This is a genomic window from Sporosarcina luteola (assembly GCF_023715245.1).
Classification (GTDB): Bacteria; Bacillota; Bacilli; order Bacillales_A; family Planococcaceae; genus Sporosarcina; species Sporosarcina luteola_C.
This window is the reverse complement of the sequence record NZ_JAMBNV010000001.1, coordinates 1,606,497-1,626,562: the sequence shown is the minus strand read 5'-3', so window position 1 is coordinate 1,626,562 and position 20,066 is coordinate 1,606,497. Positions and strand designations below refer to the sequence as shown.

Annotated in this window: 20 protein-coding genes and 1 riboswitch; of the genes, 9 read left to right on the top strand and 11 right to left on the bottom strand. The window is 43.4% G+C overall.

The window, feature by feature from the left end:
- Window positions 1–18 precede the first annotated feature (18 nt).
- Together M3152_RS18100 and M3152_RS07730 are read left to right on the top strand one after the other, a co-directional pair.
- Entirely contained in the window at window positions 19–1,314 is a 1,296-nt protein-coding gene (locus M3152_RS18100) for a YheC/YheD family protein (RefSeq protein ID WP_251694584.1), read from the top strand.
- 29 nt (window positions 1,315–1,343) lie between these two features.
- The gene (locus tag M3152_RS07730; RefSeq protein ID WP_251694583.1) at window positions 1,344–2,726 is read left to right on the top strand and encodes a UDP-N-acetylmuramoyl-tripeptide--D-alanyl-D-alanine ligase; all 1,383 of its coding nucleotides are present in this window, start codon (window positions 1,344–1,346) and stop codon (window positions 2,724–2,726) included.
- A 52-nt stretch (window positions 2,727–2,778) separates the two neighbouring features.
- Here M3152_RS07730 and M3152_RS07725 read toward each other — a convergent pair whose 3' ends face one another.
- The 3 genes from M3152_RS07725 to plsY all read right to left on the bottom strand — a co-directional run bounded on the left by M3152_RS07725 (window position 2,779) and on the right by plsY (window position 5,281).
- Window positions 2,779–4,143 (bottom strand): C40 family peptidase, encoded by a 1,365-nt coding sequence (locus tag M3152_RS07725; RefSeq protein WP_251694582.1) that lies wholly within the window; start codon window positions 4,141–4,143, stop codon window positions 2,779–2,781.
- Window positions 4,144–4,347: 204 nt separating this feature from the next.
- Window positions 4,348–4,641, bottom strand: a complete 294-nt coding sequence (locus M3152_RS07720; RefSeq protein ID WP_251694581.1) for a HesB/YadR/YfhF family protein — start codon at window positions 4,639–4,641, stop codon at window positions 4,348–4,350.
- Between the two features lie 37 nt (window positions 4,642–4,678).
- On the bottom strand, window positions 4,679–5,281 hold the full coding sequence (gene plsY / locus M3152_RS07715) for a glycerol-3-phosphate 1-O-acyltransferase PlsY (RefSeq protein ID WP_251694580.1): 603 nt from the start codon (window positions 5,279–5,281) through the stop codon (window positions 4,679–4,681).
- Between the two features lie 255 nt (window positions 5,282–5,536).
- On the opposite strand from plsY, the gene parE reads away from it, so the two are divergent.
- The 3 genes from parE to M3152_RS07700 all read left to right on the top strand — a co-directional run bounded on the left by parE (window position 5,537) and on the right by M3152_RS07700 (window position 11,325).
- The gene (parE, locus tag M3152_RS07710) at window positions 5,537–7,507 is read left to right on the top strand and encodes a DNA topoisomerase IV subunit B (RefSeq protein WP_251694579.1); all 1,971 of its coding nucleotides are present in this window, start codon (window positions 5,537–5,539) and stop codon (window positions 7,505–7,507) included.
- Entirely contained in the window at window positions 7,504–9,936 is a 2,433-nt protein-coding gene (gene parC, locus M3152_RS07705) for a DNA topoisomerase IV subunit A (RefSeq protein ID WP_251694578.1), read from the top strand. Before parE ends, parC begins: the two co-directional genes overlap by 4 nt.
- Window positions 9,937–10,098: 162 nt before the next feature.
- On the top strand, window positions 10,099–11,325 hold the full coding sequence (locus M3152_RS07700; protein ID WP_251694577.1) for an MFS transporter: 1,227 nt from the start codon (window positions 10,099–10,101) through the stop codon (window positions 11,323–11,325).
- Between the two features lie 133 nt (window positions 11,326–11,458).
- Here the strand turns inward: M3152_RS07700 and M3152_RS07695 are convergent, their stop codons facing one another.
- The 3 genes from M3152_RS07695 to fni form a co-directional block, all read right to left on the bottom strand.
- Complete coding sequence (locus tag M3152_RS07695; RefSeq protein ID WP_251694576.1) at window positions 11,459–11,836, bottom strand: rRNA methyltransferase; 378 nt, start codon at window positions 11,834–11,836, stop codon at window positions 11,459–11,461.
- Between the two features lie 5 nt (window positions 11,837–11,841).
- On the bottom strand, window positions 11,842–12,390 hold the full coding sequence (locus M3152_RS07690) for an LAGLIDADG family homing endonuclease (protein ID WP_251694575.1): 549 nt from the start codon (window positions 12,388–12,390) through the stop codon (window positions 11,842–11,844).
- A gap of 118 nt (window positions 12,391–12,508) precedes the next feature.
- Window positions 12,509–13,540 carry a type 2 isopentenyl-diphosphate Delta-isomerase gene (gene fni / locus M3152_RS07685; RefSeq protein ID WP_251694574.1) on the bottom strand — a complete coding sequence of 344 codons (1,032 nt, stop codon included), beginning with the start codon at window positions 13,538–13,540 and terminating at the stop codon, window positions 12,509–12,511.
- A 281-nt stretch (window positions 13,541–13,821) separates the two neighbouring features.
- A riboswitch (FMN riboswitch) is annotated at window positions 13,822–13,969 on the top strand.
- Between the two features lie 59 nt (window positions 13,970–14,028).
- On the opposite strand from fni, the gene M3152_RS07680 reads away from it, so the two are divergent.
- The 4 genes from M3152_RS07680 to ribH all read left to right on the top strand — a co-directional run bounded on the left by M3152_RS07680 (window position 14,029) and on the right by ribH (window position 16,746).
- Window positions 14,029–14,205 carry a hypothetical protein gene (locus tag M3152_RS07680; protein ID WP_251694573.1) on the top strand — a complete coding sequence of 59 codons (177 nt, stop codon included), beginning with the start codon at window positions 14,029–14,031 and terminating at the stop codon, window positions 14,203–14,205.
- A gap of 207 nt (window positions 14,206–14,412) precedes the next feature.
- On the top strand, window positions 14,413–15,063 hold the full coding sequence (gene ribE / locus M3152_RS07675) for a riboflavin synthase (RefSeq protein ID WP_251694572.1): 651 nt from the start codon (window positions 14,413–14,415) through the stop codon (window positions 15,061–15,063).
- Window positions 15,064–15,074: 11 nt separating this feature from the next.
- Window positions 15,075–16,268, top strand: coding sequence for a bifunctional 3,4-dihydroxy-2-butanone-4-phosphate synthase/GTP cyclohydrolase II (locus M3152_RS07670; protein WP_251694571.1), 1,194 nt, complete (start codon window positions 15,075–15,077; stop codon window positions 16,266–16,268).
- A 13-nt stretch (window positions 16,269–16,281) separates the two neighbouring features.
- Window positions 16,282–16,746, top strand: coding sequence for a 6,7-dimethyl-8-ribityllumazine synthase (ribH, locus tag M3152_RS07665; RefSeq protein ID WP_285846986.1), 465 nt, complete (start codon window positions 16,282–16,284; stop codon window positions 16,744–16,746).
- 52 nt (window positions 16,747–16,798) lie between these two features.
- On the opposite strand, the gene M3152_RS07660 is transcribed toward ribH, so the two are convergent.
- The 5 genes from M3152_RS07660 to modA form a co-directional block, all read right to left on the bottom strand.
- A complete protein-coding gene (locus M3152_RS07660; protein ID WP_251694570.1) occupies window positions 16,799–16,990 on the bottom strand; it encodes a hypothetical protein in 192 nt (63 codons plus the stop codon).
- A 92-nt stretch (window positions 16,991–17,082) separates the two neighbouring features.
- Entirely contained in the window at window positions 17,083–17,796 is a 714-nt protein-coding gene (locus tag M3152_RS07655) for a YwaF family protein (protein WP_251694569.1), read from the bottom strand.
- Between the two features lie 50 nt (window positions 17,797–17,846).
- Window positions 17,847–18,527 carry an ABC transporter ATP-binding protein gene (locus M3152_RS07650; RefSeq protein WP_251694568.1) on the bottom strand — a complete coding sequence of 227 codons (681 nt, stop codon included), beginning with the start codon at window positions 18,525–18,527 and terminating at the stop codon, window positions 17,847–17,849.
- Window positions 18,528–18,531: 4 nt separating this feature from the next.
- Window positions 18,532–19,218: a molybdate ABC transporter permease subunit gene (modB, locus tag M3152_RS07645; RefSeq protein ID WP_251694567.1), complete on the bottom strand. Its 687-nt coding sequence runs from the start codon at window positions 19,216–19,218 to the stop codon at window positions 18,532–18,534.
- A gap of 24 nt (window positions 19,219–19,242) precedes the next feature.
- A complete protein-coding gene (modA, locus tag M3152_RS07640) occupies window positions 19,243–20,016 on the bottom strand; it encodes a molybdate ABC transporter substrate-binding protein (RefSeq protein WP_251694566.1) in 774 nt (257 codons plus the stop codon).
- Window positions 20,017–20,066: the final 50 nt, after the last annotated feature.

The following is a 20,066-nucleotide window of genomic DNA, read 5'->3' as shown; positions in this document are numbered from 1 at the left end:
GCTGAAGGAGGGTAGTCTGTGAAGGGTATTCGAGGACGTTATGGTCAACAAAGGATATTGGAGACGGATTCCGGTTTATCAGTGAATCTGTTGGAAACAAAATTATTATCTGAAGGGACATTCTACAGTTTTGTCGTGAAATACAAATACTTCATCATCAAACCGCTAGTAGGACCGCAAGAAGTCCATATTTCAGTTACTAATGATGGTATTGAATCGCTAACAGGGAATCAAGCCTTACGTTTTTCAAACAAAGAGCAAATATACGATTATTTAACAAAACGAATTTTCACTAAAAAGTATTACGTTATTCAAGCTTGCCCAGCAAATCCGTCAACTCTCTACCAGTGCAGTTTCACCCTTCATAGAAAATCTCCTACAGCACATTGGAAAATCGTCCATAGTGCAACTGAAGACAAAAACAGCGTTCCTCATTACAATCTATACAATATATGGATGCTCAACAGTTCAGTAACAGCAGCTAAAATGTTGGGTACCGCTTTTCCAGACTGCCATACAATCGTAGTGGATATCGTCAAAGACGGATTCGGAAGTTTCTGGCTCGCTGACACAATTTTACATGACCGCAATAGTAAATGGAGTCAGTATCATTCACTTCATCAAGAGAGGTCTTTACGTTCATTCCTGCCAGCTACGGATTTGTGTACAAAAAAGACATTGCTTGCATTTTTGAATACCTATCCAGAGGTGATCATCAAGCCATGTGTAGGGCAACAGGGTAGAGGAATCGTAAAAATATCTCTAACTGGTGATTTGGCTTTTGAAGTGCATGAAAAGCAAAACAGACAGGTCGTAGATGATTTTGAGCAGCTGTTCAGTTATGTTCATAACCATTATCTTTCGCAGAGAGACTATATTGTTCAGCAAAGGATATCTCTAATGGAGATCGATGGGAAACCTTGCGATGTGCGGGTCATCACCCAGTTCGATGAAGGTAGTTGGATCTTAACAGGGCAGGTCGTTAAAGTCGCTGCGAAGGATTATTTCGTTTCAAACAGGGCTAGTAAATTACTCACATTGGAAAATGCCCTATCACGTCAAAATAATGAAATTTCATTTGAGCGTTGTGCAAAATGGATTGAAATGGTATGCAAAAAATCTTCAAAAAGACTATTGAAAAACAATGGGGATCTTTCGATTATCGGATTTGATATAGGAATCGATGATAAAGGGGCGGTATGGTTGATCGAAGGGAATTATGCCCCGTCTCTTTCGATGTTTTACATGTATGACAACAATGAAATCCACGAGAGGATTTCTTATTATATAAAGAAAAATAAAAAGAGTGACTGATCGAAGTACGTTGGAAGGGAGGAAATGCAATGAAGCCGATAGCTGTCAATGACATCAGGAAAATACTCAAAGGAAAAATCATTACGGGACCGGTAGATTGGAATGTGGAAGATGCCATCTACTACAATCGACATGATTATACGAGGCGAAATTCCCTTCTTTTTGCAAGCAGGGGGGAAGCGATTAATTGGATGGAAATCGATAGGAAAGGTCCTTCCCTTGTCATAACCGATAAGTCCTCAATTAACGTTAAAGATGTATTGCCGAATACGACGGTCATGCAAGTGACGAGCCTCGTCCAGTCCTATTGGAAGTTCATCGATTATTATCGGAATCAGTTTCGACTACCAGTTGTGACGATAACAGGAACGTGCGGCAAGACAACAACGAAAGATATGATCAAACATATGCTCTCTGAAAAATGGAATGTGCATGCATCGGTCAGCAGCCAAAATGAACCGAGACGTTCATTTCCTTATTTGATGGGGATCGATGAACAAACGGATGCGGCAGTTTTCGAACACGGCCTCGGCAATTCAGGCAATATTAAGCACCAGTGCATGATTTATCAGCCGACGATTGGGATCATCACAAATATTGGGGTTCATCATTTGGACGGGTGTGTAAATCTGGAAGGCTATATAAAAGCGAAAGAAGAGATCATCGGCGGCATCAAGGATGGCGGCACACTTATCTTAAATGCAGATGATCAGAATAGTAAAAAGCTGAGAATCCACCGCTTCAAAGGAAAAATCATTTATTTTGGAATGGATCAAAAGTCGGATTTCAGAGCTTCCCGGATCACTTATGGAGAGGGCGGAATGGATTTCATGCTGCATGTCGATCGTTTGGAATATAACGCCTTTGTTCCCGGGTATGGGGAACACCAAGTGAGCAATGCGCTTGCTGCGTTGGCTGCTGTCCGTGAAATGGGAATGGATTTGAAAGCCGCGCTCTCCCGTTTGAAAACGTATAAGAACATGAGCAGGCATTTGGAATTCTCTAGTGGCAAAAACGGCTGCACAATCATCGACGATACATGGACGAACAATCCCACATCTGTTGAAGCGGCACTGAAGGTGCTTGACTCAATTGGAAAAGGGAAAAAGGTCATCCTCATATTAGGGGATATAAACCGGCTTGGGAATTTCGAAAAGAAATACCACCGTGAAATCGGAAGTATGGTTGCGGAGCGGAATATCCATGCACTAATTACAATCGGTATAAAGGCGGAAGAAATTGCGAGGCAAGCAATGCGGGATGGAAGCAGCGCAAATATAAGGATTTTCAAAGATGTGAGTGAAATCGGAAATCGGTTGGATCATTTATTTGATGATCAGTCGATTGTGCTTATCAAAGGACCGATGTCCAGTAGAGGCATGATTGAGTTTGCAGAGTCGTTGAAACGGTGAATGAAAAAGAAGCATCCAACGTTTAGACGTTAAGATGCTTCTTTTCATGTATTTAGTTAAGAACACGTCGGGCTTTCATGAAGTTTTGCGTTGCCCATGTGGAGGAAAGGCTTTGTTTTACAACATTTCCAGAAGTGGATAGGCTGATAAATTGATTTCCTCCAATATAAATGCCCGTTTGGTTAATACGAGTTCTTTTATTATCCAAAGAGAAAAAGAGAAGATCTCCTTTTTTAAGATTGGATTTCAGTACCGCAGTCCCGATTTGGGATTGCTGGCTGGCCATCTTGCTTTTCAAATCAATTCCTTGCTTTTTATATACATAATAAGTGAAACCGGCTCCTGTGAATGTCAATGTACTCTCATTATATCCATAACCGAATTTCGCTTTATTCGTAAGGCTTTGTGCGAAGTTGACAAGCTTGTCCGCAGATGTTGTAGTAGTTGTGGTTGACGGCTTGGATACGGAAGGCGCCACAGTCGTATTGTCCGTGAAGACCCTTTTTGCCGTAATATAATGATCTTTATAATAATCCACGAGCATAACCCTTGTAACAACACCGCCCGAATTCGGGAGGATGAGACGATGATCGCCTGCATAAATGGCAACCAGGCTAGGATTTGTTGATCCTTTCACGCTATTGAAGAAAACAAGATCGCCTTTCTTCAAGTTGGCTTTGGAAACGGTTGCCCCCTTGCTTTGAAGGTTTTTTAAATTGGAAGCATTCAATGTGATGCCGTTGTTTTTGTATACATGGTTGACGAAACCTGTGCTTGTGAACTTTTTAGTGCTTTCGTTGTTCACGGAACCTATTGTCGCCGTATCTTTCAAATCATAGGCAAAGCTGACGATTTTATCGCCTTTCGTTGCAGGATTGGCTGACATCAAACTAGGGAGCACGCGGCGTGCACCGATATAGTTTTCCGTATAGTAAGGCTTGTCAGTCAAGTCAGAAATGATTATATTCTGTTTGGAATCCGCCATGTGGATGACCTTGTTATTTCCGATATACATAGCGACATGATCTGGGATCTTCGATGCCTTACTACTGAAGAAGAGGAGATCACCTTTTTGCCATTGCCCTTTTGCAACCGGAGTGCCTTGCTGCATCATATAATCTTCATTGTATGTCGCCAAGTCGACACCGTTTTTCTCAAATATGTACATGAGGAAAGTGGCGCAAGAAAACTTGTACGGATAAGTAGGCTTATAGACTGCCGTACTGTATGTCGATTTTCCGATTAAGCTTTTTGCGGTTTGTATCAATTGCTCCGCTTTGGCTGCCACAGCCTGTTGCGATGTTTGAGAAGTTACCGTGGCGGCAGAGACTGTTTGAGATTGATCGTATGAGGGAATTGCCAAAGAGCTGACGCTGACGCACGTGATTAATGCTGCTGAAAGTAGTTTGCGTTTCATGTTTTGCCTCCTGAGATTAGTAATGTCTTACCTGAGAATGATCGTAGCATGGAATAACGGGGTAGATTTGAGGCAATATTTACCTTTAGAATTGGAGGTTTGCGAGATTGCAAGCCAGCAGAAGACTGAACGGGTTTCTTTACAAATAGATTACAGCCCGAAATTGGGAATTCGAGGAATAAAAAAAGCGTGCGGCTAGTGCCATCACGCTTTTTCATACGTATAAACGAGCTCATTCAAATGCGAATCAACATCTACATGAAGGTCATGTTCATCGAAAAACCAGTAGTCCCTTTGTTCAATATAAAAATGCACTCCGTCTCTTTCCGTCTCGACCGCCAATTCGTCAGGCACTTCTTTCATAACTCCGAGCGAAAAACCTTCATGCAACGAACTGGACCCGCCATAACGAGCGAAAAATTTTATATAATCGCCTGTTTGAGCTTCCATCTCTTCTTCAAACCATTTTCGCGCATCATCCGACAAAACGATTTTCATTTCAGTATCCCGCCTTTCGGTTGCTGCTTCCATTGTATTACAACCACTTCACTTTAGACTCGGTTCCCGCTTTGATCCTGGCGATGTTCGCCCGGTGCCTGTAGAAGATGAATACCCCCATTAAACCGACAATGATCATTAAATAGAAATCGCCAGACCATAAATAGAAGGCAATACAGTAAATGAAACCGACAACCGCCACGATCATGGACGATAGAGATACCATTTTCGTTATCTTCAAAGCGATGAGGAAGGTAAGAAGGACGATGATGAATATCGGCCAGTTATATCCGAGCAAAACACCGCCCGAAGTGGCAACGGCCTTTCCGCCTTTGAATTTCGCAAAGACAGGGAACATATGACCGATTACCGCGACAACCCCGAGTAGAAGTGGATGAATACCTGCTGAACTGAAATAAGGTAGTAGGGGAAGCAACACAGCAGCCGTCCCCTTCAAAATATCAATAATTGTGACGAGCATGCCCGCAGTTTTTCCTAGAACCCTGAACGTATTCGTGGCACCGAGGTTTCCGCTGCCATGCTGCCTCACATCCGTATTGTAGAACAATTTGCCGATCCATAATGCAGATGGGATGGAGCCGAGTACATAAGCGATTAGTATAAGAATGATAATTTCCATGACGCTCCCCTTTACCATTATTGAATAGTTATGTGTTTCAAGTTTAGCAGAACAGATGAATGCCGACAATGGAATGTATGAAGTTCTGAAAGTCAGCCGATTGTCTAGATTTTCCTCATCTCATTGCAATCAGCCGGTTTATTCTATACAATTAATTGAGCAAGCTTCCTGAAACGTTGATTTGACAAGCTTTACAGGAAGCGATACGATAGTATACAAAGAGAAAGAGAACATTCGTTTGATGGGGGTTGCGATTTGACGAAGAAAGAAGAAATTTACACATATGATGATGATTCGATTCAAGTGCTGGAAGGCCTTGATGCAGTACGGAAACGTCCGGGAATGTATATCGGTTCCACAGATTCCAGGGGACTTCATCATCTAGTCTATGAGATCGTCGATAACGCAGTTGATGAAGCACTAGCCGGACACGGTTCGGAAATTGACGTTACGATACACAAAGATGGCAGCATAGGTGTACGCGACTACGGACGCGGAATGCCGACAGGGATGCATAAGACGGGAAAGCCGACGACGGAAGTAATTTTGACCGTCCTTCACGCTGGCGGAAAGTTTGGGCAAGGTGGTTATAAGACAAGTGGCGGTCTACATGGCGTAGGCGCTTCTGTCGTCAATGCCCTCTCCGAGTGGCTGGAAGTGACGATTTTTCGTGATGGAAAAAAATTCAGGCAACGGTTTGAAAATGGCGGAAAGCCTGTCACTACACTAGAAGAAATCGGTTCGTCACGTGAGAAAGGGACATTGATCCATTTCAAACCCGATCCGACGATTTTCTCAACAATCAAATATCAATATGAATTATTGTCGGAACGTCTACGGGAATCCGCCTTCCTCCTGAAAGGCTTAAAAATCGACCTAAAGGAAGAAGGAACTGAAAAGCATGATGTCTTCCATTACGAAACAGGCATCGAAGCATTCATCTCCTATTTGAATGAAGAGAAGGACGTTCTTCACGATGTCGCATACCTTGAAGGGGTGTCTGAAGAGATTGAAGTGGAATTTGCATTTCAATTCAGCGATGGCTATTCTGAAACGATACTTTCTTTCGTCAATAATGTACGGACAAAAGATGGCGGTACACATGAAACAGGTGCAAAAACCGCAATGACCCGTGTATTTAATGAGTATGCGAGGAAAACCGGCATATTGAAGGAAAAAGATAAAAACCTCGATGGCTCCGATATTCGGGAAGGGATATCCGCAATCATATCGGTCAGGATTCCTGAAGAGATTCTCCAATTTGAAGGTCAGACAAAGGGGAAATTGGGGACGAGTGAAGCAAGGGCGGCAACTGATGCAATCATCTCCCAGCAACTCCTGTACTTTTTGGAGGAGAATGCGGAGCTCAGCGGTAACCTGATCCGAAAAGCAATCCGTGCTCAACAGGCAAGGGAGGCTGCCCGGAAGGCCAGGGAAGATGCTCGTTCCGGTAAAAAACGCCGCCGTTCGGATACTCTGCTTACAGGAAAGCTGACACCGGCACAGTCAAGGAATGCTGCAAAAAATGAGCTGTACCTAGTCGAAGGGGATTCTGCCGGAGGCTCAGCCAAGCAAGGCCGGGACAGGACGTTTCAGGCAATTTTGCCCCTTCGCGGTAAAGTGATCAATACCGAAAAGGCCAAATTGGAAGATATAATGAAGAACGAAGAGATCAATACGATTATCCATGCAATCGGCGGAGGAGTCGGCGCTGATTTTCAAGTCGATGATATCGCTTACGACAAAGTAATCATCATGACAGACGCAGATACTGATGGGGCGCATATCCAAGTGCTTCTCCTGACGTTCTTCTATCGATATATGAAGCCATTGATCGAGGCAGGAAAAGTGTTTATTGCACTACCGCCACTTTACAAAGTCTCAAAAGGGGCTGGCAAGAAGGAGCAAGTAGAATACGCATGGACGGAAGCCAATCTTGACGATGCGATCAAAAAAATCGGTCGAGGCTATATGTTGCAGCGCTACAAAGGACTCGGTGAGATGAATGCCGATCAATTATGGGATACGACGATGAATCCGGAAACCCGTACACTCATCCGCGTGACCATCGAGGATGGTGCGCAATCGGAAAGACGTGTCACCACGCTTATGGGGGACAAGGTCGAGCCGCGAAGAAAATGGATCGAGTCAAATGTCGATTTCGGTACCGAAGACCATAATATTTTAGAAAATGAATTTTTGCATGTTGAGGGGGACTTTGAATGACTTCAACTGAGCGATTTCAAGACTTGCCGTTGGAAGAAGTGATCGGCGACCGTTTTGGACGTTATAGTAAATACATCATTCAGGACAGGGCACTTCCGGACGCAAGGGATGGATTGAAACCTGTTCAAAGAAGGATTCTTTACGCCATGTTCCATGAAGGCAATACTCATGATAAAGCATTTAGGAAATCCGCAAAGACAGTCGGAAACGTCATCGGGAACTATCATCCCCATGGCGATACTTCCGTGTATGATGCGATGGTCAGAATGAGCCAGGAATGGAAACTTCGCCATCTAATGATTGAAATGCATGGGAACAATGGATCGGTTGACGGGGACCCGGCAGCTGCAATGCGGTATACAGAAGCGCGGCTTTCTGCAATTGCATCGGAAATGCTCCGTGACATCGGGAAGGACACGGTTGAATTCATTCCGAACTTTGATGATACCGAACCCGAGCCGACCGTATTGCCTTCCCGATTCCCGAATTTACTCGTCAACGGGTCAACAGGGATCTCTGCGGGATATGCGACGGATATTCCTCCGCATGCTTTACATGAAGTCATCGATGCAGTCCTGATGAGAATGGACGAGCCGGACGTGTCAGTCGAACAATTGATGACAGTCTTGAAAGGGCCTGATTTTCCTACGGGTGCAATCATTCAAGGGACGGAAGGAATCAAAACGGCCTACGAAACGGGGAGAGGCCGCTTCATCATCCGCGCTAAATCCGAAATCGAACCGTTGAAAGCCGGTAAAACACAAATTGTCATCACCGAAATTCCTTACGATGTAAACAAGGCGAATTTGGTGAAGAAGATGGATGAACTCAGGTTAGATAGAAAGCTCGATGGAATTGCTGATGTGCGCGACGAATCTGACCGTACAGGACTTCGGATTGTCGTGGAGTTGAAGAAAGATATGGATGGCAATGCCATTTTGCAATATTTATTAAAAAATACCGATCTTCAAGTGACGTATAATTTCAATATGGTAGCCATTTCAAATAGAAGACCGACGCTCATGTCGTTGCCGATGTTATTGGATGCTTACATCGACCATCAAAAGGATGTCGTCACGAGAAGGTCGAAGTATGATATCCAGAAAGCGAAAGATCGGCTTCATATCGTGGAAGGTCTTATGAAAGCTTTATCAATTCTCGACGAAGTGATTAAGGCGATTCGTGCATCGAAAGACAAACGCGACGCAAAAAATAATATCATTGCGAAATTCGGTTTTACGGAAATTCAAGCCGAAGCAATCGTTTCCCTCCAACTATACAGATTGACGAATACCGATATTACTGAGCTGAGAAAAGAGGATGCTGACTTACGGAAGCTGATCGAACAGCTGGACGCTATTCTCAAGAGCGACAAAAAGCTTTCCGCGGTCATTAAGAAGGAATTATTGGAGATCCGCAAGCAGTTTTCCGAACAAAGAAGATCAGTCATCGAGGAGAAAATCGAAAACATCAAAGTCGATCTCGATATCCTTGTACCGAGCGAAGAAGTCGTCGTATCGGTTACAAAAGACGGCTACGTGAAGCGGACGAGCATCCGTTCGTATAGTGCGTCAAACGGCACCGGACAAGAGATGAAGGAATCTGATTACAGTCTCATGGAGACAGTCATGAATACCCAGCATCATCTCCTGTTGTTCACATCGCTTGGCAACTACTTGTATCAACCAGTGCATGAGTTGCCTGACATCCGTTGGCGTGATCTTGGTCAACATATATCAAGCATCGTCTCATTGGAACCGAATGAGGAGATCATATCAGCAATTGGTATCGAAAGCTTCGATGACCAAACATCTGTTCTCACCGCTGCAGATAACGGGAATGTCAAGATTTCCAAGCTCTCCGATTTCCAAGTACAACGCTATTCCCGGACGTTCAAGGCGATGAACTTGAAAAAAGGCGACCGTATGGTTGATGTGCAGCTCGTGTCAGGGGAAGAAGATATAATCCTATTCAGCGAACAGGCGTACGCACTTCGATTCTCGCTCACTGAATTGTCGGTTACAGGCGTACGAACAGCCGGAGTACGAGGTATCAATCTAAGGACAGAAGATAAACTTGTATCAATACTAGTTGTCCGCGATGACGCAGAATCAGTATTGATTGCCACACAAAGAGGATCCGTCAAGAGAATGGCTTTGAAGGAATTGGAGAGTGCGGCTAGGGCGCAACGTGGTGTTGTTGTGTTGAAAGAATTGAAAACAAACCCGCACCGGATCGTTGGCACGCAATTAGTCAAACCAAGCGAAATTGTTATCCTATCGACTAGCAAAGATAATAAAATCGCTCTCGAGTCGGGATCATTGAGGCTTGTCGATCGCTATTCGAATGGGAGCTCACTGGTAGACGAAAACAAAAATGGAAGAATCACAGCAATATATAAAGAACTGAAAGCTGAAACGAAAGCATGATGAAAAGCGTCCGCTGGCTAGGATGAATTCCTGCCAGTGGACGTTTTTTTGCATTGCAACGAAAGTCTAAAATATTCGTGACAATAGGAAGATTTTGACGTATAATAATTCGAAAGTCGAAATATATACTAAATAATTACTAATAGGGATTGGTGAACGTGAATGTGGAAAAACCGTAATGTTTGGATCATTTTATCTGGTGAAATGATTGCCGGGCTCGGTTTATGGACAGGAATCATTGGAAATCTGGAGTTTTTACAAGAAAAGATCCCATCAGATTTTGTAAAAGCAATGATCTTATCAATCGGATTATTGGCAGGTATCATAGCTGGTCCTACAGCCGGGCGGATCATTGATCAGTCGAGAAAGAAGACCGTTTTAATTGTTGCAGGGCTGGGAAGGCTGATCAGTGTCGTATTCATGTTACTCGCTATTGCAACAGGTTCTGTCTGGTGGATGGTTGCATTCATCATATCCATTCAATTATCGGCAACGTTCTATTTTCCTGCGTTGCAGTCGACAATCCCTCTTGTCGTAAAAGATGAGGATTTGCTCACGATGAACGGAATGCATATGAACGTCGCAACGATATCGCGTGTCCTCGGTACTGCTCTCGCAGGTGTTATGCTAGTTTACTGGTCGTTATCATCATTGTATTGGGTTTCAATGATTGCGTATGCAGGATTGTTGGGCTTCACAATGATGCTCAAAATCGATGAAGGGAAGGGGAGTGAACGCCCTCACAGGAAAGACGGGGATAAAGGTGGTTTTTTGGAAGTGTTTCCTGTCTTAAAAGAGTTTCCCGCAGTCGGTATGACACTAATTATGACGATGATCCCTTTATTGTTTATCGGTTCCTTCAATCTGATTGTCATCAACATTAGTGAGATTCAGGATTCCGCATCGATTAAAGGATTGATTTATACATTTGAAGGGATTGCCTTCATGATCGGATCATTTGCAGTAAAGCTCATAACAAGAAAATGGAAGACCACGGTGATTTTATTCTTCTTTGCAACTATGGTGGCAGTTGCTGAGTTCATGCTGTATTTTGCACATAATATAGTTGTGACATTGGCCGCATTTGCTGTATTGGGTTTTGCATTAGGTTGTTTTTTCCCGACAGCAATGGTTATTTTTCAAAAACAGATGCCGAAAGCGTACCATGGGCGATTTTTCTCGTTCCGCAATATGTTGGAGCGGGTCATGTTCCAAGTAGTATTGTTGAGCGCTGGAGCATTTTTAGATATTGTCGGACTACAAACGATGGTGATTATTTTCGGGATGGTAAGTCTAAGTTTGACCTTGTTATTTTTTATTCAAATGAAACGAAGGAATATCGTATTAGAAGAGAAACTAACAGAACCTGCAGCGGAAATCATTTTATGATCCGTTGCAGGTTTTTTATCTCAAAAATCCGGTTTCGTCTCACTGTTTCAAGTATACTTTAATGTGATATTCAGCTTCTGCTAATATATATTATGACCATGGCACTGAAAAGTATTCTTATTTATATCCCTCCTTACACCTCTATCCTATACCGATGATTCTTATTTTTACTGTTTTCAACATCAATAAACTGTGCACTATACTCAATAACGTCATTAATAAATAGATCATTACTTTTAGCAAGAGCTTTTATCTCTTCAAACAGCTCTTTATCATAAGTGGTTTTATAATGCTCTCGGTCTTTCGGACGTTGCTCTTTATTAAACGAGATTCCATCTTCTAGTGTCAATAAATTAATGAATCCCGTTTCTAACAAATAGTTAATATGTGTATTATTGCCATCTGCTACTTTGGTTAACTTAGCTATTAGGTCTTTGCTTATTGTTGTTCTGAATACAATTCGACTCTTATCAGTTGTATGTTGTAGTTTACCATTTACTATTTTCCACATTCTCATCACTCCAATTGCAAAATTGTTTGTTCCGATATAATGGCATGTTGAATCATTCTTAACCTTTTATTTTCGTTAAACAGTTCACCAGCTTCCTCCGGAAAAGCCACTGAATATGATTTGTTCGGTTTGACACCAAGCCGCTCTAGATCCTGCTTAATGATTTTCGAGTTAATAATTAACATGGGCGTTGTTCTCGTACCGGTACCTTGTGCAATTGTCGGATTCGCATCCATAAGCTTGGCTACTTTTCTCAATAAATCTTCGTCTTTTTGGGCTAAATATACAGAATGGACTTTCTTATTCACATGGCCATCCGTAATGAATAATCCCAATACCCAAGCCATCTCATGAGACCATGTTTTAAAGAAGTCTTCGTTCACTTCATGGATTCTCCGACGGCCAATTGGATTCAATGCAACTCCATGCTTCATCAATACATTACGGATAGCACGGTCCGACAACCCAATAATGGCACAAAGTTTGTCATAGCTCAATCCGCTTTTATACAATTCAGTGATCTTTTCGTCTGTCATTCCTGGATTACGAGGCATTTCTTCCACTTCCCCTTTTAATCCATTATACAAACTTATGTTCTTATTTTCAACTAATTGACTGAATATAAATGAAAGTCAGCCACCCGCGTTTGCAAGTGGCCATCTCAAAAAAATACTATCTCACATAGCGTACTCTGTCGCTCGCTTGCAATTCCGCCAATGTAGACGCGCCGACCCCGAACATAGCCATTCGCAGCTCGAGTTCTTTCGTTTCCATCACTCGTAAGACATCTTCCGGAGACTGTGTCGCTTCTTTAAGGATAGATCTTCCGAAACCGACGACATCTGCGCCTAATGCTATTGTTTTCGCAGCGTCCAGTCCAGTCGACATGCCGCCACTTGCAACAATTGTTTGCGTATCGATCTTTTCACGGACAGACACAACACAATCGACCGTCGGAATGCCCCATACGCTGAACGTTTCAGCAGCGGCTTGCTTTACTGGATCGGTTGAACGGTATTTTTCCACTTGGCTCCAAGATGTCCCGCCTGCACCCGCTACGTCAATAAAAGATACACCGATATCACATAGCTTTTTGGCTGTCTCCCCGTCGATTCCCCAACCGACTTCTTTCACGCCTATAGGAACTTCCAATGCATTCGTCAATTCTTCGATTTTCACTAATAAATCCTTGAAATTCAGATCTCCGTTCGGTTGAATAACTTCCTGAAGACTGTTCAGATGCAATACCAAAGCATCTGCATCTGTCATTTCAATTATTTGTCGGCATTGATCAACGCCAAATCCGTAATTCAATTGAACCGCACCCAAATTTGCAATGATCGGTACGGATGGAGCATATTGCCTTACTTGGAAGGATGCCCGGTGTTCCTTACTCTCAATAAGTGCGCGCATGGATCCCAATGCCAAAATCCAACCTCTTTCTTCTGCGGCAAGCGCCAAATTACGGTTGATTGTTTCAGCGAATGCAGCCCCGCCAGTCATGGAGCTGATCATAAAAGGCGTTGGGCGCATTTGGTCCACAAATTTACTCTCGATGGAGATATCACTAAAGTCAATTTCAGGTAGTGCGCAATGAATGAAGTGAACCCTTTCCAATCCGGTCGTAATATGGTTCCCTGTCACTTTTTCATTGAGCGTGATGTCGATATGCTCCGCTTTCCGTTGATGAATCGAACCAGTCATTATCCAACATCCCTCTTCCCTTAACATTAAAATACATAACTCACTCAATTATAAACCATTTTCAGTTACTAATTCACGCCATTCTTAAGGTTCATTTTTCAATAAAGGATTTTGACCCATCTTTTCAAAAAAGTTCATAGAAACCTATGCTCTTCCTCATGGAATCCCTATTTATCTTATCATTGAATCACGCAGATGACGAATAATCCCGTGTGCATTGTACGCTCAGTAACTTGGCAACTGTTTCAAATATGTGTTAAATTTGAATCGGTCAAATCAAAACGAAACTTCGGGGCAAGGTGAAATTCCTTACCGGCGGTGATCAAGCGCTATGCTTGTCAGTCCGTGACCCGTTCTTCCCTAAGGAAGACGGTGGAGCTGGTGAAACTCCGGCACCGACAGTTAAAGTCTGGATGGGAGAAGTTGCTCGTGTTTGATGACCATGCCCAACTCTATCCGCCCTTTCTAAAATTGAGAGGGGGAATTCAATGGACCACGCCGATTATTTGGAGCTAGATCTCGCTCTTGCGAAACTTGAAGTAGGTGTGTGTACTGAGACAATCATCGCAAGCGGCGTTTTTTCGTCGCATCTAAAAATCCCAATCCTTCCGTTAATGGTAACAGGATTAGGTTTCTTCGGGATGCTGGAATTGAAGCGATCGTGAATTTATGTAAAAAAGAGGCGGATTTTAGCAACAGGGCATTTTCACTATTTTTGAGACATCAAAAATCTACGTCGTTTTTCTTCTAGACAACCCTTTCCTCACCACCCGTTTGCCCCATGGTGGAAAGAACCCTATACGAAATATTTTAGACAGATGTCTAAGACATCTTAAGCTTCATGCACTTTTCAAAATGGAGGTGTAAGCTGATTGTTTACAGGAATTGTTGAAGAAATTGGAACCGTTCAAGCGATAAAGAAAGGTTCTTCTTCAATGCAATTGGTAATTAAGTGCACCCATATACTTTCGGACGTGAAAAAAGGAGACAGTATTTCCGTTAATGGAGTATGTCTTACCGTCTCGGATTTCTCAACAACGCAATTTGCAGCAGACGTAATGCCTGAGACTTTCATGGCGACTACGCTTTACACTTTGAAATCCGGGAACCGTGTAAATCTGGAACGTGCCATGTCCGCAAATGGTCGTTTTGGCGGCCATTTTGTGACGGGTCATGTCGATGGCATCGGTGAAATTGTTGCAGTCAGAACGGTCGAAAATGCAATTTATATGGACATTCAATTAGCTTCAGAATTCCAGTCGCATCTTGTCCCGAAAGGTTCCATAACGGTTGACGGCACCTCTTTGACCGTTTTCGGCATTTCGGATCAAGGGTTTACGATATCCCTTATTCCAGTAACTCAAGCTGATTCGATAGTTGGTTATAAGCGTGTCGGGGATTTAGTCAACGTGGAATGTGACATCCTTGCAAAGTATTTAGAGCGAATTGTATCCAGGAAAAAAACCGAACCGTCCGGCGGGTTGACGATGGATGCACTCGCCAGAAGCGGATTTTTAGAATGAGGGGTGAAGACATGTTTACAACGGTTGAAATAGCACTCGAAGAATTGAAGAAAGGGAAAGCGATCATTGTCGTGGATGATGAAAGTCGTGAAAATGAAGGTGACTTTGTTGCACTCGCTGATTATGCGACTCCGGATATGATCAATTTCATGGCTAAAGAAGGCCGCGGCTTAATTTGCACCCCCATTGAACAACAGATGGCGGACCGATTAGGATTAGCGCCAATGACAAATACGAATACCGATGTCCATGGGACAGCATTCACGGTCAGTATTGACCATTCATCTTGCCATACAGGTATTTCAGCATTTGAACGCTCGGAAACGATCTTAAAAATGATAGATAGAGACTCAAAGTCTTCTGACTTCAGAAGGCCTGGCCATATTTTCCCGTTAGTCGCGAAATCGGGCGGCGTATTGGAGCGCCCAGGACATACGGAAGCTGCAGTCGACCTTGCCCGTCTTGCAGGGATGACTCCAGCGGGTGTCATTTGTGAAATCATGAATGATGATGGAACAATGGCCCGAGGACAAAAGCTACTGGAAATTGCAAAGCAACACGAACTCGTCATTTTAACAATCAAACAGTTGATTGCATACCGCAAGCGAATTGAAACGCTTGTTGAAAAGGTTGTCACAATTCATTTACCTACTTCGTATGGAGATTTCACAGCGACAACATATGTAGAAAAATTGACTGGACAGGAACATATCGCTTTAGTGAAAGGTCAAATCAGTGAAACCGAGTCTCCTATCGTCAGGATTCATTCGGAATGCCTGACAGGTGACGTATTCGGATCCTGCCGGTGTGACTGTGGACCACAGCTGCAGGCAGCGCTTGCCCAGATTGAGGAAGCCGGGACAGGGGTCCTTGTCTATATGCGCCAGGAGGGCCGCGGAATCGGTCTTGTCAATAAAATGAAAGCTTATAAACTTCAGGAACAAGGATATGATACAGTCGAGGCAAATACCCGCTTAGGTTTCGGGGATGATTTACGGGAGTATTTCATTAGCGCACAAATCCTTTCTGATCTAGGATGCACCCGAATACAATTGCTGACGAATAATCCACGTAAAATCGAAGGCCTATCAGAACATGGCATTACGATAGAGAATCGGATCCCTATCGAACTTCCTGCTAAAGATGGCAATCGATTCTATATGGAGACGAAAAGGACGAAACTAGGGCATCTATTGCATAACTGAGGAGGAAATACGAATGAGTATGACATACGAAGGACATTTAATTGGTACAGGACTTAAAATCGGCATCGTCGTTTCCCGGTTCAATGATTTCATTTCAGGGAAGCTACTCGGTGGAGCTGAGGATGCATTGCGCCGCCACGGAGTTGACACCGATGATATCGAAATCGCATGGGTCCCCGGCGCTTTTGAAATTCCGATCATCGCAAAACGGATGGCGGCTTCAAAGAAATATGATGCCGTCATTACATTAGGCACTGTCATTAGAGGGTCTACCCCCCACTTCGACTATGTATGTAATGAAGTCGCAAAAGGAGTTGCCGCCATCAATATGACAGAAGGGATACCAGTCATTTTTGGCGTATTGACGACAGACTCAATTGAACAAGCGATTGAACGTGCCGGGACGAAAGCAGGAAATAAAGGATGGGACGTAGGAGTCTCCGCGATTGAAATGGCAAATCTCATGAAACAGTTATAAGGAAAGAAAAAAGCAAGTCCCTTGTTGGGATTTGCTTTTTTTATCGTACTGATTAAACACCCATTTTCCGGCTCGATTGTGTTACTTTCTTCGACTGTTGGCTCTTCATTTTCGGAGTTTGTTGAATTGGATTACCATTTGTTTTTGCTGACTGCGTCTTATTTTTCTTTGCTTCTAGCTGTTGTTTGACTGCATCTTTCAAGCTGATTTTCCCTTTATCCCCTGATTGTTTGTTCGTTTCCATTTTGGTCATCTCCCTCCCCTATTGTCCGTTAGTAAATTTTAGCACTCCTGATGAATGATTGTCTATATAGAAAATACGCTGAATCGGCAAAGTTAAAGTACTGCCTTGCTTCCCCTTCTTCGCAGTACTAGCCAAATGACCGAAAATATGATGAAAGCCACCGCTTCCAGTGACAATATATACCATGGGTAAGGACCTAAAAAATCAAGCAAGCTGCCATTGTGGGGTTTCATTCGAAGAAACATATAATTCCCATCAAAGAGCCAGTTTACAGCTAGAATAAACGGTACAATCGCATTGATGATCAACATTGTTTTCATGACACCTTTAAACGTAGGTTCATACCCTTTCACCCATACGAAATAAAGCCCCGTTACTATAATTCCCGCATGTGTATAGAAAAAATGGAAAAAGCGGAAATGAGGAAAATTCATGTCAAGAACAGGTGTTGCCATTGCTTGGAGAGCGCCACCGATGCCAGCGAAAATGACAAAATCGATCAAGTGCCGATTACCGGTCAATAGCAGCACAATTGAGACAAATAGAGAGATGCTACATAATTCTAGCGGCAGTGAGTCATCCAATCCCCAACGTCCAGTCGAAATGAGCCATATATGATACGAGATATCCATCGCCAATAAAGAGAGCGCAAAATAACGTTCAGCCATATTCAATCTATGAACACACTCTCGCAATCTCTTCCGTTGCATAAAAAGAAGAATAACGATAATAACGATGAATGAAAGAACAGAAAGATGTACTAACGAAAACATAACGAACTGAGAATCTGTTCTGCCGGCCTCCATTGCCATTCCCCATTCCTACGTACAATGATTACCTCGAATTATAACATTGGTTAGTTAGAATAAGAAGAATGCGGTGTTCTGGTATACGGAGCTTCCATCTCATCGATGATTTTTCCTTGATTGAGAAATAAAATACGATCCCCTAATTTTTCAGCTTCTTCCCTATCATGCGTCACAACGATGAACGGAATCTTCCACATTTCATGAAGGCGGATCAGTTCATTTTGGCAATCGATGCGCGTTTGTTTATCCAAAGCGGAAAGAGGCTCATCCAATAACAGGATGGATGGCTCCGATGCCAATGCTCGCGCAAGAGCAACTCGTTGTTTTTCACCGCCGGATATTTGGTGTGGATATTTCACTAAAAGTTGCTGGATACCTAACACTTGCAGGAGTTGACCAATGACAAAGGAACGGTGCTCGTCCTTCCTCTTCATGCCGTACTGGATGTTCTGCTCAACCGTCATATGCGGGAACAAAGCATACTCTTGGAATAACATGCCTACATTCCTTGCCTGGACTGACATGGATTCTTTTTTGCCACTGTAAAACTCCTTTTCCCCCAATTTGATCGATCCTTCGTCTGGCGTTGTCAATCCAGCAATCGTATGTAAAATCGTCGTTTTGCCGGAACCGGATGGCCCGAACAAGACAAGGATTTCATCTCCCATACTGAAATCGACTTCAAGATCATAATGGGATAACCGCTTTTTTATATCCACTTCCAACATAAAATCACCTACTTCGGTTTTCATTCGTATAGCGCAGCATGTTTCGTCGGCTCCACCAATTGAGCCACAAGATTGTACTGAAGCCCAATGCGACGATGATGACAACCCAAAACACAGCTTTCTCCATTTGTCCCGATTCAACAGCGAAATAGATAGACATCGGAATCGTATCGGTCTTTCCAGGTATATAGCCTGCAATCATAAGGGTGGCTCCGAATTCTCCGAGCCCTCTTGCAAATGATAAGACGAGACCGGCGAGCAGACCTGGCCATGCCAGCGGGAAACTAATGGTCCTGAATACACGCCATTCTGATGCTCCCAATGTTCGGGCGGCATTTTCGATCCGGTCGTCCATGCTGTTGAATGCCGCTGCAGCACTTTGGTACATCAGTGGGAAGGAGACGACAATGGAAGCGATGACTGCGCCGAGCCAAGTGAAAACAATTTGGACATCGAACCACTCGAGCAGCCACTTTCCGATCCAACCATGTTTGCCGAATAGAAGCAGCAAGGCGAAGCCAACTACAGTAGGCGGCAAGACGAGAGGCAACATGAAGATGGCCTCGATCACCGATTTACCGAAGAATTGTTTTCTTGCAAAAACGCGTGCAAAAAAGACACCGAAAATGAATACGACCATAGTGGAAATGGCCGCCACTTTTAAGGAAAGCAATAAGGGTGAATAATCCATGTCCGTCGCTCCCTCCTCTTCTGCTTATTTGAAGCCATACTTCTGCAATACCGCTCTTCCCTTTTCCCCTGATAGGAGTTCTAGGAATTCCTGTGATTCGGATGGGTGATCGGAATCGCTCACAACTGCTCCCGGATAGATGATGTTTGAATGCCAAGTGGGATCGGCTACTGCCACGACAGTCACTTTATCTGAGGTCCATGCATCACTTGCATATACAATGCCATAATCTGCATTCCCCATTTCAACATGCGTCAACACTTGCCTTACGTCCGACCCCATGACAAGTTTGTCTTGTAGAGGTGTCCATAATTGCAGATTCTCCAGAACTTCTTTCGCATATCTTCCTGCCGGGACAGTATCCGGCTCTCCCATGGAAATATGATCTGACTTATCGGTACCAAGCTGTTCGTATGATGAAACGGGATTCTGAACTACATTATTCGTAATTAACACAAGAGAGTTTTCTGTGAAATCCACGATTGTCGACTCATTGATTAGCCCCTGCTCCTTCAACCTTTCCATGTCATCCGAACTTGCTGAAAGAAAAATATCAGCGGGGGCGCCTTGCTCAATCTGAGTTGCAAGCTTTCGAGAACTTCCGAAATTCAAAGTGATGAAAACGTCATCGTGCTCATCTTCATATACATTTTTCAATTCGGTCAAAGCATCTGTCAAACTGGCGGCTGCTGAAATTGCAATCTCCTTTTTCTCCATACCCTCCTCTCCTTTATTTGCACACCCTAACGGAATGGCAGCAATGGCGAGAAGTAGCATCGTTTTTATAAACTTTTTCAAATTACTCCTCCTTTTACTCGTTACTATTAGATATATTCATATATAACACA

Bases quoted from the DNA above. Each gene is read 5' to 3' on its own strand.
- M3152_RS07730 (WP_251694583.1), top strand. From the start codon at position 1,344: ATGAAGCCGATAGCTGTCAATGACATCAGGAAAATACTCAAAGGAAAA.
- M3152_RS07725 (WP_251694582.1), bottom strand. From the start codon at position 4,143: ATGAAACGCAAACTACTTTCAGCAGCATTAATCACGTGCGTCAGCGTC.
- M3152_RS07720 (WP_251694581.1), bottom strand. From the start codon at position 4,641: ATGAAAATCGTTTTGTCGGATGATGCGCGAAAATGGTTTGAAGAAGAG.
- plsY (WP_251694580.1), bottom strand. From the start codon at position 5,281: ATGGAAATTATCATTCTTATACTAATCGCTTATGTACTCGGCTCCATC.
- parC (WP_251694578.1), top strand. From the start codon at position 7,504: ATGACTTCAACTGAGCGATTTCAAGACTTGCCGTTGGAAGAAGTGATC.
- M3152_RS07700 (WP_251694577.1), top strand. From the start codon at position 10,099: ATGTGGAAAAACCGTAATGTTTGGATCATTTTATCTGGTGAAATGATT.
- M3152_RS07695 (WP_251694576.1), bottom strand. From the start codon at position 11,836: ATGTGGAAAATAGTAAATGGTAAACTACAACATACAACTGATAAGAGT.
- M3152_RS07690 (WP_251694575.1), bottom strand. From the start codon at position 12,390: ATGCCTCGTAATCCAGGAATGACAGACGAAAAGATCACTGAATTGTAT.
- fni (WP_251694574.1), bottom strand. From the start codon at position 13,540: ATGACTGGTTCGATTCATCAACGGAAAGCGGAGCATATCGACATCACG.
- M3152_RS07680 (WP_251694573.1), top strand. From the start codon at position 14,029: ATGGACCACGCCGATTATTTGGAGCTAGATCTCGCTCTTGCGAAACTT.
- M3152_RS07670 (WP_251694571.1), top strand. From the start codon at position 15,075: ATGTTTACAACGGTTGAAATAGCACTCGAAGAATTGAAGAAAGGGAAA.
- ribH (WP_285846986.1), top strand. From the start codon at position 16,282: ATGAGTATGACATACGAAGGACATTTAATTGGTACAGGACTTAAAATC.
- M3152_RS07660 (WP_251694570.1), bottom strand. From the start codon at position 16,990: ATGGAAACGAACAAACAATCAGGGGATAAAGGGAAAATCAGCTTGAAA.
- M3152_RS07655 (WP_251694569.1), bottom strand. From the start codon at position 17,796: ATGGAGGCCGGCAGAACAGATTCTCAGTTCGTTATGTTTTCGTTAGTA.
- M3152_RS07650 (WP_251694568.1), bottom strand. From the start codon at position 18,527: ATGTTGGAAGTGGATATAAAAAAGCGGTTATCCCATTATGATCTTGAA.
- modB (WP_251694567.1), bottom strand. From the start codon at position 19,218: ATGGATTATTCACCCTTATTGCTTTCCTTAAAAGTGGCGGCCATTTCC.